Genomic DNA, 14,212 nt, shown 5'->3' on the forward strand with positions numbered 1-14,212 from the left:
CAATTGATTTTCGCAGTTTGAATTTGAAGATTTGATTTCGACCACACGCTTAAGCCGTGAGGTCATTCAGGCGCCGCGCAGAGATTCGTGACGGCTGCGCAGCGGACGCAATAGTCGGATCATGGCAACGAGGCCGCCCTCCCCATGCCTATCGCATAGCTATTTGCCCTTGTAACAAAACTGTCACACAGCAAAACTAAACGATTGCCGGGGCCGCGGCCGCGGCCATTCGCCTCACCGCAGGGAGATCTTGATGCGCCGTTCACTGGTGTTGCTGTCCGCCGGACTGACAGTCTTGTCCACCGGACTTTCGACAGGACCTGCCTCTGCCCAGAACAACACGCCCCGAAACCTGATCCTGTTCATTCCGGACGGTCTGCGCGCGCTGAAGGTGACGCCGGAGACCGCGCCGGCGATGGCCGAGGTTCGCGACAAGGGCGTCAACTTCAAGAACTCGCATTCGCTGTTCCCGACCTTCACCATGGCCAACGGCTCGGCGATGTCGACCGGCCATTATCTCGGCGATACCGGCGTGTTCTCCAACACGATCTGGACTAACTATACGTCCGTCCCCGCCGGCGACACCGTGGTCCCCTTCATCGAGAACGACGCCGTGCTCGGCGACATCGACGAGCATTTCAAGGGCGACTATCTCAACGAAGAGACGATTTTGAAGATGGCCCGCGACAAGGGCTTCAGCACCGCGGCGATCGGCAAGGTCGGTCCGACCTACCAGTTCGACCACACTGACAAGCCCGAAAAGGCCGGCCTGCATTCGGTCGTGTTCGACGACTCCACCGGCGGCAAGAACGGCGTGGCGCTGTCGGACGAGGTGAAGGCGGCGCTGACCAAGGCCGGCCTGCCCCTCGCCACGCCGCCGCGCGGCGACAATTCCAAGGCGGGCGATGCCAAGACGCCCGGCACCGTTGTCGCCAACGTCGCGCAGCAGGCTTATTTCGCCGACGTCGCCGCCAAGGTCGTGCTGCCGATGTTCAAGGCGCGCAACAAGCCGTTCGTGCTGGTGTTCTGGTCGCGCGATCCCGACGGCAGCCAGCACAACACCGGCGACAGCCTCAACCAGATCAAGCCCGGCATCAACGGGCCGACCTCGATGGCCGGCATCAAGAACGCCGACGACAACCTCGCCCAGCTCCGCAAGGCGCTGGACGAGCTTGGGCTGGCCGCCAACACCAACATCATGGTCCAGGCCGACCACGGCTTCTCGACGATCTCCAAGGAGAGCAAGACCAGCCCCTCGGCCAAGGTCAGCTATGACGACACGCCGAAGGACTTCTTGCCGATGGGCTTCCTGGCGCTCGATCTCGCGAAAGCGCTCGACCTGCCGCTGTTCGACCCCAACGACAAGAACGCCGCCGTCACCGGCAACGCTCACCCGAAGGCCGGCAACGGCGTGCTCGGCAAGGATCCAACCAAGCCCGACCTCGTCGTCGCCACCAATGGCGGCTCGGACCTGATCTACCTGCCGAACAAGGACAAGAAGCTGGCGGCAAAGACGGTCAAGGCGCTGCTCGAGCAGGACTACGTCTCCGGCCTGTTCGTCGAGGACTCACTCGGCCGCTTCCCGGGCACGCTGCCGCTGTCGAGCATCAATCTGCGCGGCAAGTCGGCGACACCGACGCCGTCGATCGTCGTCAACTTCCGCTCCTATGCCAGCGATTGCGGCGAAGCGCCGACGAACTGCTCGGTGCAGGTCGCCGACACCGTGCTGCGCCAGGGCCAGGGCATGCATGGCAGCTTCAGCCGCGGCGACACCATGAACTTCATGGCCGCCATCGGTCCGGACTTCAAAGCCGGCTATGTCAGCCAGATCCCGGTGAGCAATGCCGACGTCGGCATGACGGCCGCCCAGCTCATGGGCCTGCGCGGCTCGCAGAACGGCGGCCTTGTCGGCCGCGTGATGTCGGAGGCCCTGCCCAACGGCATCGTGCCGAAGGCCTATACCGGCACGCTGAAGTCCAAGCCCGCCGAGGGCGGTCTGGCGACCGTGCTGAACTTCCAGCGCGTCGGCAGCCAGCGCTATTTCGACGCCGCCGGTTTCCCGGGCCGCACGCTCGGACTCGAGCCGGACGGCGGCAAACAGAAAACGGCGGGGAAATAACCCCGCCGCTGTCTGTCGCGCCTCGCAAGGGGCGCGACAGTCTCGTCTAACTCTTACATTCCCAGATCTTTTACATGCCGATGTCGAACACATTCGGCAATTGACCCGCCAAAGGCAGCGCAGTCGCGCCCAGGAAGGTCGCCACCATCGCCATCAGGCGACGGTTGTTCTGGCGCTTGCCGCGCATCTGTCCGGCGATCCACTCCAGCATCTCGCTGTTGACCTTGGCGGCGTAGGACGGCGCCCAGCTCTCGATCTCGGACTCTGCCGACAGCGCGACGCTGCGCGGCGGCACCTTCAGGCCCGAGGCGCTCGCGGCGTAATGGGCAACGGCCTTGGCGAGCAGGTCGTCGAACCGGCCGCCATCGGTGCGCTCGGTTGCGGCTTCATTGATCTCGAACAACGCCTCGGCTTCGGCGCGGCTGACCGGCTGGTCGTTGACGGCCGTGGCGGTCAGGATGCGCGCGCACCAGGCGGTGTCATCGGCATCGAGCGAGCGGGAAAAGTGGACCCGGCCCTTGGTGGTCGGGCCTTCGCCCGTGATCACGCCGTCGCGCACGACGGTCAATGCATGAGCCGCGGTATCGCGGCAGGACGGTTCGAGGGACGGCGACTCAACAGACTTATGCGCAGCGGCAGACATAGTTCACTTCCAGATTTCTTCTGATCGACCAGCATTTTCATGCGGGCGTAAAGGGGTGGTTAATGATTCGATACGGGGATCGCGACTTTTCTCAATGGTTGCCGATTAGTCGCTACGAGGACCATTTCGGTTCCGGAGGCGTCGGGGCGAGCGTGATGCGGGTCATAAACGGCTTTATGGGGGCAATCGAGACCGTACGGCTCCGGTCGAGATGTTTCGTCGCAGGCGCCGCTGTAACAGAAAGGTGCTAGGAAATCGGCCCTTCAGAGAAGGAATTCACATTTTACTTGAAGCGGTTCACTTGACGTTCACTTGGGGTCGCGGAGAGCCTATACTGACCGTGACGACCAAAGATAAATTCTCAAGTAACTTCAATGAGATGAGGTAGAACCATGACACTTCCGATCGGCACCACCGCGCCCGACTTCGAAGCCGAGACCACCGAAGGGAAGATCAAGTTCCACGACTGGATCGGCAATAGCTGGGCACTCCTGTTCTCGCACCCCAAGGACTTCACGCCGGTTTGTACGACCGAACTCGGCGCGCTTGCCAAGCTGAAGCCGGAATTCGACAAGCGCGGCGTCAAGCTGATGGGCCTCTCGGTCGATCCGGTCGACCGCCATTCCAAATGGTCGGAGGACATCAAGGAGACGCAAGGCGCCGCCCCCAACTACCCGATGATCGGCGACACCGACTTCAACGTCTCCAAGCTCTACGAGATGCTGCCGGCCTCGACCTCGGGCGATCCCCTCACCCGCACGCCGGCCGACAACCAGACTGTCCGCAACGTCTTCATCATCGGGCCGGACAAGAAGATCAAGCTGGTGCTGGTCTATCCGATGACCACAGGTCGGAATTTTCAGGAGATTCTGCGCGTCATCGACTCGCTTCAGCTGACGGCGAAGCACCGCGTCGCCACGCCGGCCGACTGGACGCAGGGCGAGGACGTCATCATCGCCGGCTCGGTCTCCAACGACGAGGCGAAGACGATCTATCCGCAGGGCTGGAAGGAACCCAAGCCCTACATCCGCATCGTGCCGCAACCGAAGTGACTTTTGGCGGTCGCGGATGGCGACCGCAAAAAAGTCATCCCGGGGCTATGCGTCAGCATCGAACTCAGGTGCACAATTGCGCACCTGAGGATCTCGAGATTCCCTGGTGCGCCATTGCGCACCAGGGTTCGATCCTGCGGATCGCCCCGGAAATGACTGAGTTGGATTAGGCCGCGTGCACGCGGTCGAGGAAGCTGTCGACCTCGGCCTTCAGATGCAGGCTCTCGCCTGACAGCGCCTGGGCAGAGGCAAACATCCGGCTCGAGGTCTCACCCGTCTCGCTCGCGCCCTTGGCGGCGTAACGGACATTGACCGCGACATCGGCGGTGCCGGAGGCCGCAGCGCGAACGCTCGCCGCGATGTTGTGGGTGGCGCTCCTCTGCTGCTCGACTGCGGCCGAGATCGAGCCCGCGATGCCGCTGATGCGCTCGATGGTTTGGCCGATCGCCTTGATGGCGGTGACCGATTCCTCCGTTGCAAGCTGCATGCTGGCGATCTGGTTCGAGATCTCGTCCGTCGCCTTGGCGGTCTGGCCGGCGAGCGTCTTGACCTCCTGGGCCACCACCGCGAAGCCGCGGCCGGCGTCCCCGGCGCGCGCAGCCTCGATGGTGGCGTTCAGCGCCAGAAGATTGGTCTGCTCCGCGATCGAGGTGATCAGCTTGACGACGTCGCCGATGCGCGCCCCCGCCTCCGAGAGCTGCGTCATGCGCTGATCGGTGGCTTCGGCCTGCCGTACCGCCTCGGCGGAGATCTCGTTCGATTCCTGCACCCGGCGGGTGATCTCGGAGATCGCCTGGGACAGTTCGTCGGAGGCCGAGGCCGCCGTGCGCACGTGCTCGGAGGCGTTCTCGGAGGCGCCGGCCGACTGCGCCGACAGATCGGCGGTGGAGCGCGCGGTGTCGGTGAGTTGCCGCGCCACCCGCTCGAACTCACCGGAGGAGTTCAGCACCTTGTCGAGGATGCCGCCGACGCTGCCGCGGAACTGCTCGACGAAGTTGCGCAGCTCCGCCTTGCGCTGCTCTGCCGCGGCAGCCGTGGCCGCGGTCTGCTCGCTGCGCAGGCGTGCCCGCTCCAGCGAGTTGCTCTTGAATACGGCGACCGTACGGGCGATCTCGCCGATCTCGTCGGCGCGATCCTCGCAATCGATCTCGACGTCGCTCTTGCCTTCGGCCAGCGCCGTCAGCGAGCGCGTGACCGAGGTGAGCGGCCTGGTGACACGGCGGACGACCAGCAAGGTGAGGACCAGGACCAGGAGCGCGGCAATGCCGGCCGCAATCGCCATGCTCTCGATGGCCTGGGTCAGCATGCTCTCGAGCTGCGCCATCGGGATGCCGACATAGAGAATGCCGACGACCTTGCCGGTGGCATCAGCGACCGGGAAATAGGCGGTCATGAACGTTTTGCCGAACAGCGTGGCCGGGCCCTTGTACGCCTCGCCGCGGCGCAGGACGGCCTGCCCGGGATGATCGGCGGCAAGCTGGGTCCCGACAGCGCGGTCGCCGTTCTCCTTCTTCACGTTGGTCGAGCGGCGGACAAACTGCCCGCTCGCATCGTCGAACACGAACAGGGTCGCGTTGCCGCCGACATAGGACACCGCGCGATCGACGATGGCGTGATCCCTGAACTCCGGCATTTTGGGAATCTCGGCGCGGGCCAGCCCGCCATCCCGCATCGTGATCTTCGCGTCGGGAACGACCTCGGCAAAAGCCAGGGCCAGCGTGCGCAAATTGGCCTCGATGTCGCGCAGCGCACGATCGTTGAAGGCGGAGGTGAGCGACCAGTAGCCGGCGCCGACCACGAGCGCCGTGTTCACGGCGATCAGCAGCACGGCGCACAGGACGGCCTTGGTACCCAGCTTGAATTGCGGCAAGAGCTTTGCCGTCGCACGGTTGGACATGAATGGAACTACCCCCGGAATTCTTGCATATTCATGCAATCGGCTTACGACCGAATTAACGACGGTTCACACCGCCGCACGCGGCATGCTTGCCAAATTGTAAACGAGGCCTGCCCTGACCACGCCAAGCGCGCCGCCTGTCATCGTCTGGTTCCGCGATGACCTCCGCCTGTCCGACCATCCCGCCCTCCATGCTGCCGCCAAGACAGGCGCGCCGGTGATCTGCCTCTATGTGATGGATGAGATGGCCGGACGGGTGCCGGGCGGCGCGACGCGCTGGTGGCTGGCGCAGTCGCTGCGGGCGCTCGGCGCCGAGATCGCAACGCGCGGCGGATCTCTGATCCTGCGCAAGGGGCCGGCGGCCAAGGTGATCCCCGAAGTGGCGCGCGAGAGCGGAGCCGCAATGGTCTACTGGAACGGGGTCGCGCAGGCGCCACACCAGGCCGTCGAGAAACAGCTCGAAGCGGCGCTGGCAAAGCTCGGCGTGGACTCGCAGAGCTTCCCGGGCGACTTGCTGGTCCCACCCTCGGCGATCCGCAACAAGGAGGGCCGCGGCCTTCGCGTCTTCACGCCGTTCTGGCGGCGGGTGCTGTCGCTGGGCGACCCGCCCAAGCCTCTGCCCGCACCGCGGGAGCTACGCCCCGCGCCGCGGCTCGCCAGCGACGCGCTGGAGAGCTGGACGCTCGAGCCGACAAAGCCCGACTGGGCTGGCGGCCTGCGCCAGACCTGGACCCCGGGTGAAGCCTCGGCCCGCGTACGCCTCCGCGACTTCCTCAAGCACACCGCACGCGTCTATGTCGGCGATCGCGACCGTCCGGATCGCGAGGGGACTTCAAGCCTGTCGCCTCACTTGAGGTTCGGCGAGCTCAGCCCGCGCCAGGTCTGGCACGCCGCGCGCTTTGCCGCAGCGGAGAATCCTGCGATCGGGCCCGGCGTCGAAAAGTTCCTGAGCGAACTCGGCTGGCGCGAGTTCTGCCGCCATCTCCTCCACGATCACCCGAGCCTTGCCACCGAAAACCTGCAAACGAATTTCGATGGCTTTCCCTGGAAGGGAGACAAGAAAGCGCTCGCCGCCTGGCAGCGCGGACGCACCGGCTATCCCATCGTCGACGCCGGCCTGCGCGAGCTCTGGCGCACCGGCGTGATGCACAACCGGGTGCGGATGGTGGTGGCGTCCTTCCTGGTCAAGCATCTCCTGATCGACTGGCGCGACGGCGAGAGCTGGTTCTGGGACACGCTGGTCGATGCGGATGCCGGCAGCAATCCCGCCAACTGGCAATGGGTCGCCGGCTGCGGCGCCGACGCTGCGCCCTATTTCCGCGTATTCAATCCAACTCTCCAGGGCGAGAAGTTCGATCCTGATGGAGCCTATGTCCGGCGCTGGGTGCCCGAGCTGAAAGACGTGCCGTCCAAGCTGATCCACCAGCCCTGGCAGGCTTCACCGATCGAGCTTGCGAGCGCGGGCGTCACGCTCGGCAAGACCTATCCGCAGCCGATCGTCGATCACGCGAAGGGGCGCGAGCGCGCGCTCGCCGCCTACGCAAGGATCCGCAAAGGTTGAGCGCTGCTTTGACACGATTTTGAAACCCGCTATCGTCATCGCTCCATACAAACCGTGGGGGACGATATGGACGACGAGAAGCCGATCACCGAACAGGCGCTGGACACGATCACCACCGCCGTGGAGACGACCAAGGACGCCGCTGTCACCGCCGTCAAGCAGGTCAGGAAAGCCGCCAAGAAGGTCGCGAAGAAAGTAGCGCCGAAGAAGGCTTCCAAGAAGAAAGCCAAGAAGGCATCCAAGAAATCTGCGAAGAAGGCTGTAAAGAAGTCGTCGAAGAAGGCGGCCAAGAAGACTGCAAAGAAGGCCACCAAGAAGTCTGCGAAGAAGGCTGCCAAGTCGAAAAAGAAGGCTAGGAAGGCCAAGCGCTGATCGCAGCGCTCGAGCAGGTCTCCGGGTGCGGGCGCGCCCGGAGACTTCTCCCGCCCCCTACCCTCGCCGCTTGGCGGCGCGCCGGCCCGGGTGGTGCTCTCCCTTCGGATCGCGGAATTCGCTGCGATGGCCGCGCCGGTCCTCCTTGGCGAAGCGCCTCCGCTTCTCGGGTGAGCCGAACTGCTTGATCACCTTCCGGCCGTTGACCTTCTTGATGACATAGCCGCCTTCCGTCATCGAGAACGGCGCCTTGAGCGACCCCATATGGTCGAATTTGGTGCCGCGGGGATGCTCGAACGGTTCGAACCAGGACGGATAGACGAAGTTCGACATCGGAAAGCCGTTGACGAGAAAAGACTCCTCTTCCACGGCGTCGCAGACCTCGTAGGCATATTGGGTGTGCCGGGTCTTGTCGGCCCACAGGTTGGCCATGGGATCGAGCACCATCTCGAACAGTTCGTGCGACGCCGCCAGGCTGACCGGATCGTCCTCGCCGAGTGCCTTCAAAAAGATCTTTGAGATCGGCTGGCCGCGGTGCGTCAGCTCGTGCCGCCCGAGGAAGTTCTTGTGGGTGGCGTCGTCAAAATAGAGCAGCTGCCAGTCCGTCGGCTTCGGCTTGCGGGTGACGTCGAGGTCGATGGGATAGCCCCAGACCGGCAGGAAATGCTCGTCGTAGCATTTCTGGAGCGCCGCTGTGAGCCTCCCCATCATCCGCTCGCTCATCATCTCCTCCGCGTAGTTGATGCAGGCAATCCGGACCGGCCTCAAGGACCTGCCGAGCAGCGCGCGTCTCGCTTTTTTCATGGAAATCACCTTGCGAAAGGGAAGCTGAAATCAGTCCAGCCTAGCACGAGCGCGCACCGCACGTCAGGGATGTATTCCGACGCACTAGCCTGCCTGACTAGAAACGCCGGTTGACCACGAACACCGCCGCCGCGCACATCGCCATGCCGGCAATCGCCAGCGCATCGAGCTTCTCCCCGAACAGCAGATAGGCCATCAGCGCCGTGACGGCGGGCACCAGGTAGAACAGGCTCGCAACCGAGGTCGCCGCAGCGTGGCGGATCAGCCAGTACAACAGCCCGATCGATCCGATCGAGAGCGCCACGGCGAGCCACGCAAGCGCGAGCACGAACTCCCGCGTCCAGTGCACCACGCGGTCCTCGAACAGGAAGGCGCCGACAGCGAAGAAGACGGTGACGGCGACATATTGCACGAGATTGCCGGCGCGCCAGTCGATGTGGTTGCAGTAGCGGCGCTGATAGAGCGTGCCGAGCGTGATGCTGATCAACGAGACCACGGAGGCGAGCCAGCCGAGCCCGGCCTCGCCGGTCATCGGGCGGCCGTGCAGGATCAGCACTACGCCGCCGAGGCCAAGCACGAGCCCCGCCCATTGCACCGGCGTCACGCGTTCGCCGAGCCAGCGGTTGGCGATGGTCGAGGTCAGGATCGGCTGAAGGCCCGGAATCAACGCCGAGAGTCCGGCCGGGATCGAATGCGCGATCGCAATCGCTGTGCCGCCGAGATAGAAGCCGTGGACGAGAATGCCGGCAACGGCGCTATGCGCGACGTCGACACGGTCCGGCCATTTCGGTCGCGCAATTGCTGCGATGATCCCCATCAGGCCGACCACGATCGCCATGCGAATGGCGAGATAGGTCAAGGGATCGGCGTTGTTGATGACGTATTTGGTGCCGATGAATCCGGTGCTCCAGAGCACGACGAACAGGATCGGCGCGGCGCGGGCGGTCAGGGCTTCTTGATTATGGTTCATTGCCGCCCTCATTGCCCGACCGGGGCCTGTGCGGCAATGCGAATTTCCAGACGAGCGATGCTGCGCTGCGACGGACAGCGGGCGCGCAGCTCAGCCGCTCACCATTCTTCCGGACAGGGGTCGATGATCTTCCAGAGCTCGACACCGTTCTTGATCTTCTTCATGTCGGTGGTGAGCCCGCCATTGCGGCGGATCCAGTCCTTCACCGTGTTGGGGTAGTAGGACATCAGGTCGGACGTCCCCTCCGCGCTGGTGACCTTGATGCCGAAGGTGAAGGCCTTGTCGTAATAGGCCTGATGGAAGCCGAGGCTGGCGCGCGGCGTCACGCAGATCTTGTTCATCGGCACCATGCCGAGCACCAGGGTGCAGGCCGAGTTGCAGATGCCGTCGATGATGACGCGCTCACCCTTCTCGCGGACGCGCTTGTACTTGGCCTTGTACTCCTCGACGTAGCCGCCGTGGTCACGGGTGATGTGCAGCTCGGCGCGCGCCGGCGTGGCGGCGGCGACGGAGAGCAACAGCAGGCTCAAAAGCGTGATGCGCATGGTGCGTGACGGCGAAAGCCTTCAGGAATGGACCGGCCTCGAAGGACCCCCAAAGGGCCGGCGACAGGATTCTTAAGCGAATTCTCTTTGGCCATACTTGTGTGGGGAATTCGTTAAGCATCCCGAAAAGGCCAAAAATGGGCAGCCTTCGACCCTCCTTCCGGCAATTCTGTCACACCCACCCGGGAATCTGCGGGATTGGCCCCGATTTCCGGGCGCTGGACGGGTGTTCCGGCCGCCCGAAATGGCTATAAACACCTGACCTATTCGCGCCGGTTCCGGAGAATCGAGATGAGCACGTTGAAGCTTGTAGCCGCGGTTGCTGCCCTGTCGGCCGCAATCCTCGCCCCCAGCCTTGCGGAGGCGCGGGGACACCACCGGTACCACCGCCACTACACCAACCCGCTGCCCTACCCGATCAGCTATCTGCACAATTACGGGCCCGGCATCACCCCCGGTACCTTTGCCTATTACGACGGCCCATCGACCAACCGCTGCTACCAGAGCGCGGCCACTTATATCGGCCAGGACGGTCGCCGGCACCCCTGCTTCTGAGGAGCGCTGGCGCGTCCTCTGCGGGTGCCGCTATTTGGCGGCGCCCGACAGCAGCAATTGCTTCTCGATCTCGTAGACCGGCAGCTTGACGAGGTCCTTGCCGACCTCGCCCTGAAGCGCCTTGCGCACCACGACCGAATAATCGGCGCGGATCATGCCGAGCGCGCGTGGTGAGGCCACCATGGTCAGGGCCGAGGTCTCGCCCGCGCTGACGGCGGCATCGAGCCGGCCGGCCAGGCTCCGCAGGAAGGCGCGCTCGGCCTCATCGTGCCAATCGGTCTGCTCAACCGAGCTGCGCGCGCCGCCGACGGCGGCGTTCAGCCGGCCCGGCGCATCGGCCCCTTGCGCACCGGTCGAGGGATTGGGCTGCTCATGCACCTCCCGGGTGTGGAGGTTCGGAAACATCTCGTCGCCGAGGTTTTCCAGAATGAGTGCCTTGCGCCCGTCGCACACGATCAGCCAGTCACCCTTGTCTATTCTCATCTTGTCCATCTCGCGAGCCTGCTCTTCGAATTCCTCGAAGCGCTGGCTCCGGCAAGATTAAGGATGAAGTTGTGCCGGCGATTTGCGCAGGATCAAGGATGAACGCGATGTCCTGCCACGCAGCGCCAGTACAAGCGCAGCATTGGTCACGCGCGCGAACCTCGGATAGTCTGGCAAAGCGAAAGGTCAGGCCTGCGGCGAGCTTGCTGAAGATTTGTTCATCAGCATTACATTTCGGTTCCGCCACAATTTGATCAGAACAACTTCGATATCCTGTATTGCGTAAGCAGAGGAAGACATCATGAATCTCAAGACTGGCCTCGTCGCCGCATCCCTGTTCGGTGCCATCATGGCATCGCCGGCGGCGTCCGCCATGCCCATCGCGCCCGCACCTGCGACGCCGCAGGTCTCCGACGTCGAGCAGGTCCGCATGGTCTGCGACGCCTGGGGACGCTGTTTCTGGCGCCCGAACTATTATGGGTATTACGGCCCGCGGCCGTATTACGGGCCCCGGTATTATGGGTATGGGCCACGCGCCTATGGGCCTCGCTATTACGGACCACGCTATCGCCGCTGGTGATTTCTGAAGGGGCCCTCGGGCCCCTTCGCTTTTGCGAGATCGCGCGTTGCGTCCATTCGCGTGCTCGCGGTGCGTAGAGCGATTCCAAAACTGATCTAGATCAAAGATGAAATTCGCCGTGCCGCCATTCTACGTCGATGGCGGATTTCATTGTTTTCCGATGCCCCCAGACGGGCATGAATGTGCAGACGCATCTCGAGAGGCAGCCAAAGCTTGACGAGCAGAGGCCTGACGAGCGGAGGCTTGAGGGGCGGCGGCTCGAGGGACGGAGCTTCGAGTCCTTCGCCTGTCCCGCCTGCACGCGTCTCCATTTCATCGACCTCGCCTCAGGCCAACCGATGAACCGGGACCGTTGACGGTGACATCGACCTGCCGCGCCGCGTGGCATGATGTCCGCAATACTACGGCCCGGAATCCGGTTTACTGAATCATCCTGTTTCGCCATTGATTGCGATGTATTGAATTTCATTTAATTGTCACATTTCAGCATCCGGCCAGAAGCATGTTCTTCGACGCTCTCGCCCCCTCCTCCGCCCTCCAGTTGATCCGGTTTTCCGATGTCGACGCGTTTCGGCCAGCCGAGTCGATGGAAGACGCCCGCAGCATTCCGCTCGACGTCGCCAACTTCGCTGCAGCGCGCGCGATCGTGAACCTGCCGGGGTGCCGGATCATCGTGGCGAGGTCGTTTGCGCGGATTCTCGATACCGCCTATCGCGCACCGGGCGGCATGGTGATCCTGCCGATGACCGACGATCTGCGCGCCAGCTCGAGCGGGATCGATCTCGACTCGCGCTTTTTCATCGCGTTGCGCGGCAATCATCATTGTCATTTCGTCGAGCATCAGACCAATTACCACGCGCTGATCATGTTCTCCCCCGCGCTCAGGGATCGCGGCTGGTTCGATCGCGCCGATTCATTGTGGGTTCGCATCGCGGACCCCGTGGCGCATCTCTACGCGCGTCAGCTTGTTCTCGACATCCTGCGGACCGCGTCCATAGAGCCGCACATGTTCGAAACCACAGAGGTCGCCGCGCATCTCCAGGAGGGCCTGCTGCTCGCCCTCGACGACCTGTTCCAAATTGACCCGTCGTCTGACCGCACCGCCCCGAATGCAGGCGCGCGATCAGCCAGGCTCGTGCAGCAGATCGACGATTACGTCGCGGCCTATCCGACCGCTCCGATCTATACGGCCAATCTCGCCGGTGAGTTGGGCGTTTCGGTCCGAACGCTCGGCGGCGCGGTGAGCAAGGTGCGCGGCATGAGTCTGCATCAATACATCCGCCTGAAGCGGCTGTGGGCCACACGCTCGCGGCTCCTGAAGGGCGGCGGCGCAACGGTCGCCACATGCGCACGCGCCCAGGGATTTCATCACCTCGGCGAGTTTGCCGCGGCCTACCGCGCGATCTTCCACGAGGCGCCCTCCGACACGCTGGCACGGGCCCGGCACACCGGTTTCTCTGCGAACTGACACCGCAGGCGCGACGCCGATGGCTTGCCTTGACCACGCGTCGGGCGGCTATGGAACAGGTTCCCTCGAATGACGTTGTCAGGTCCGAGCAGTGCGCCGCCAGCCAGCCCCGCGGGCGCGCTGAGAAACCCCGCACGCCCAACGCGCGGGGTTTTTCTCGCCGTCAATCAAGTGGTTCAGGGAAGAGAATGTCCATCAACCGTAACGTCCTGTTTCTGATCATCGGCGCTCTGGTCGTCACGGCAGCCGTGCTCGGCTACAACCTCTACCAGGCGAAGAAACAGCCCGACGGCCTGCAGATCAATGTCGGCCCCAATGGGCTGAAGATCCAGGGCAAGTAAGGGGACCCGCGGATCGAGCCGGCCGGGCCTCGAGGCTCCGGCCTGGCAAGTGGCGCGCTCGGAGAGATTCGAACTCCCGACCCTCGGAATCGAAATCCGATGCTCTATCCAGCTGAGCTACGAGCGCCCCGGCCCGGTCATTGGGCCGCAACCGAGAAGCGCCGGACCGCGGCTGGCAAGCCAGCACACCGGGCGACGTTCGGATTGGTTCGAATTAGCAGAGAGACTGACCAATAAAAAGCCCTTCCCGTCTCGTTTCGAGACGGGTCAGAGGCGTTCCTACCAGGTGCTGTTGAAGAAGCCGAACTGCGGCCGCTGCGCCACCATCATCATCGGGCGGCCCTGCTGCGGCGCCGGATGCGACCTGGCGACCTTGCGCTTGGGCTGAGCCGTAGCCTGCGGGGGCTGGGCCTGGGCTTGCGGCTTGGCATCGGCCTTCCTGGCGGCATCCTTCGGGGCCGGCGTAAACTGGGCGAAGGTCTCGCGCACCCGCGCCTTGGCCGACATCTCGGCCAGTCCCGGCGAAGCAGCTTCCTGCACCGACGGCTGAGGCGCGACGACCGCAGCGGTCTTCACTGCGGGTGCGGCAATCGTGGGCTGGCTGGTGTCGAGCACGACACGCTCAGGCAAATGGCGATCCGACCGGATCCGGATCAGCGGCTGATCGTTGCTTGCGGTGACAATGGCCGGTGCGCCCGGTTGCGATGGCAGAACGTAACCTGCCGCGAACAACAGTGCGAGCAAGGCTCCACCGACGAAAACGAAGTACCTGAAAATGGGCATCGGCCACGCTCCGCCCCCCGCATCCCCGCGTGGGCTCTT

16 protein-coding genes and 1 tRNA gene are annotated in these 14,212 nt (G+C 63.9%); 9 read left to right on the top strand and 8 right to left on the bottom strand.

From position 1 onward, the window contains the following. Window positions 1–253 precede the first annotated feature (253 nt). Complete coding sequence (locus ACKWRH_RS26940; RefSeq protein ID WP_445215997.1) at window positions 254–2,119, top strand: alkaline phosphatase family protein; 1,866 nt, start codon at window positions 254–256, stop codon at window positions 2,117–2,119. Window positions 2,120–2,189: 70 nt separating this feature from the next. On the opposite strand, the gene ACKWRH_RS26945 is transcribed toward ACKWRH_RS26940, so the two are convergent. Then, entirely contained in the window at window positions 2,190–2,762 is a 573-nt protein-coding gene (locus ACKWRH_RS26945; RefSeq protein ID WP_028154483.1) for a hypothetical protein, read from the bottom strand. Between the two features lie 392 nt (window positions 2,763–3,154). Here ACKWRH_RS26945 and ACKWRH_RS26950 point away from each other — a divergent pair, with 392 nt between their 5' ends. Then, window positions 3,155–3,814 carry a peroxiredoxin gene (locus tag ACKWRH_RS26950; protein WP_014494579.1) on the top strand — a complete coding sequence of 220 codons (660 nt, stop codon included), beginning with the start codon at window positions 3,155–3,157 and terminating at the stop codon, window positions 3,812–3,814. 166 nt (window positions 3,815–3,980) lie between these two features. Here the strand turns inward: ACKWRH_RS26950 and ACKWRH_RS26955 are convergent, their stop codons facing one another. Beyond that, complete coding sequence (locus ACKWRH_RS26955) at window positions 3,981–5,711, bottom strand: methyl-accepting chemotaxis protein (RefSeq protein WP_445215998.1); 1,731 nt, start codon at window positions 5,709–5,711, stop codon at window positions 3,981–3,983. Between the two features lie 169 nt (window positions 5,712–5,880). Between ACKWRH_RS26955 and ACKWRH_RS26960 the strand changes: the two genes are divergently transcribed. After that, the gene (locus tag ACKWRH_RS26960) at window positions 5,881–7,272 is read left to right on the top strand and encodes a cryptochrome/photolyase family protein (RefSeq protein WP_445222482.1); all 1,392 of its coding nucleotides are present in this window, start codon (window positions 5,881–5,883) and stop codon (window positions 7,270–7,272) included. A gap of 66 nt (window positions 7,273–7,338) precedes the next feature. Continuing rightward, window positions 7,339–7,644 (top strand): histone, encoded by a 306-nt coding sequence (locus tag ACKWRH_RS26965; protein WP_445215999.1) that lies wholly within the window; start codon window positions 7,339–7,341, stop codon window positions 7,642–7,644. A 57-nt stretch (window positions 7,645–7,701) separates the two neighbouring features. Here the strand turns inward: ACKWRH_RS26965 and ACKWRH_RS26970 are convergent, their stop codons facing one another. From ACKWRH_RS26970 to ACKWRH_RS26980, 3 genes are all read right to left on the bottom strand, one after another. After that, entirely contained in the window at window positions 7,702–8,448 is a 747-nt protein-coding gene (locus ACKWRH_RS26970; RefSeq protein ID WP_212486482.1) for a hypothetical protein, read from the bottom strand. A gap of 97 nt (window positions 8,449–8,545) precedes the next feature. Continuing rightward, entirely contained in the window at window positions 8,546–9,418 is an 873-nt protein-coding gene (locus ACKWRH_RS26975) for a DMT family transporter (RefSeq protein WP_445216000.1), read from the bottom strand. Window positions 9,419–9,516: 98 nt separating this feature from the next. Continuing rightward, window positions 9,517–9,963: a hypothetical protein gene (locus ACKWRH_RS26980; RefSeq protein ID WP_063982650.1), complete on the bottom strand. Its 447-nt coding sequence runs from the start codon at window positions 9,961–9,963 to the stop codon at window positions 9,517–9,519. Window positions 9,964–10,254: 291 nt separating this feature from the next. Between ACKWRH_RS26980 and ACKWRH_RS26985 the strand changes: the two genes are divergently transcribed. Then, window positions 10,255–10,518, top strand: a complete 264-nt coding sequence (locus ACKWRH_RS26985; RefSeq protein ID WP_445216001.1) for a hypothetical protein — start codon at window positions 10,255–10,257, stop codon at window positions 10,516–10,518. A 30-nt stretch (window positions 10,519–10,548) separates the two neighbouring features. On the opposite strand, the gene ACKWRH_RS26990 is transcribed toward ACKWRH_RS26985, so the two are convergent. Further along, window positions 10,549–11,010: a host attachment protein gene (locus tag ACKWRH_RS26990; protein WP_445216002.1), complete on the bottom strand. Its 462-nt coding sequence runs from the start codon at window positions 11,008–11,010 to the stop codon at window positions 10,549–10,551. Between the two features lie 292 nt (window positions 11,011–11,302). Here ACKWRH_RS26990 and ACKWRH_RS26995 point away from each other — a divergent pair, with 292 nt between their 5' ends. From ACKWRH_RS26995 to ACKWRH_RS27010, 4 genes are all read left to right on the top strand, one after another. Then, complete coding sequence (locus tag ACKWRH_RS26995; RefSeq protein WP_038945498.1) at window positions 11,303–11,581, top strand: hypothetical protein; 279 nt, start codon at window positions 11,303–11,305, stop codon at window positions 11,579–11,581. Window positions 11,582–11,718: 137 nt separating this feature from the next. Further along, window positions 11,719–11,937, top strand: a complete 219-nt coding sequence (locus tag ACKWRH_RS27000) for a hypothetical protein (RefSeq protein WP_445216003.1) — start codon at window positions 11,719–11,721, stop codon at window positions 11,935–11,937. A 146-nt stretch (window positions 11,938–12,083) separates the two neighbouring features. Further along, window positions 12,084–13,049 (top strand): helix-turn-helix domain-containing protein, encoded by a 966-nt coding sequence (locus ACKWRH_RS27005; protein ID WP_445216004.1) that lies wholly within the window; start codon window positions 12,084–12,086, stop codon window positions 13,047–13,049. Window positions 13,050–13,237: 188 nt separating this feature from the next. Then, window positions 13,238–13,390: a hypothetical protein gene (locus ACKWRH_RS27010; RefSeq protein WP_014494567.1), complete on the top strand. Its 153-nt coding sequence runs from the start codon at window positions 13,238–13,240 to the stop codon at window positions 13,388–13,390. Between the two features lie 50 nt (window positions 13,391–13,440). Here ACKWRH_RS27010 and ACKWRH_RS27015 read toward each other — a convergent pair. Further along, window positions 13,441–13,517 (bottom strand) — tRNA-Arg (locus ACKWRH_RS27015). A 152-nt stretch (window positions 13,518–13,669) separates the two neighbouring features. Continuing rightward, entirely contained in the window at window positions 13,670–14,173 is a 504-nt protein-coding gene (locus tag ACKWRH_RS27020) for a hypothetical protein (RefSeq protein WP_445216005.1), read from the bottom strand. Window positions 14,174–14,212 lie beyond the last annotated feature (39 nt).

It is taken from the genome of Bradyrhizobium sp. Pa8 (assembly GCF_052588265.1).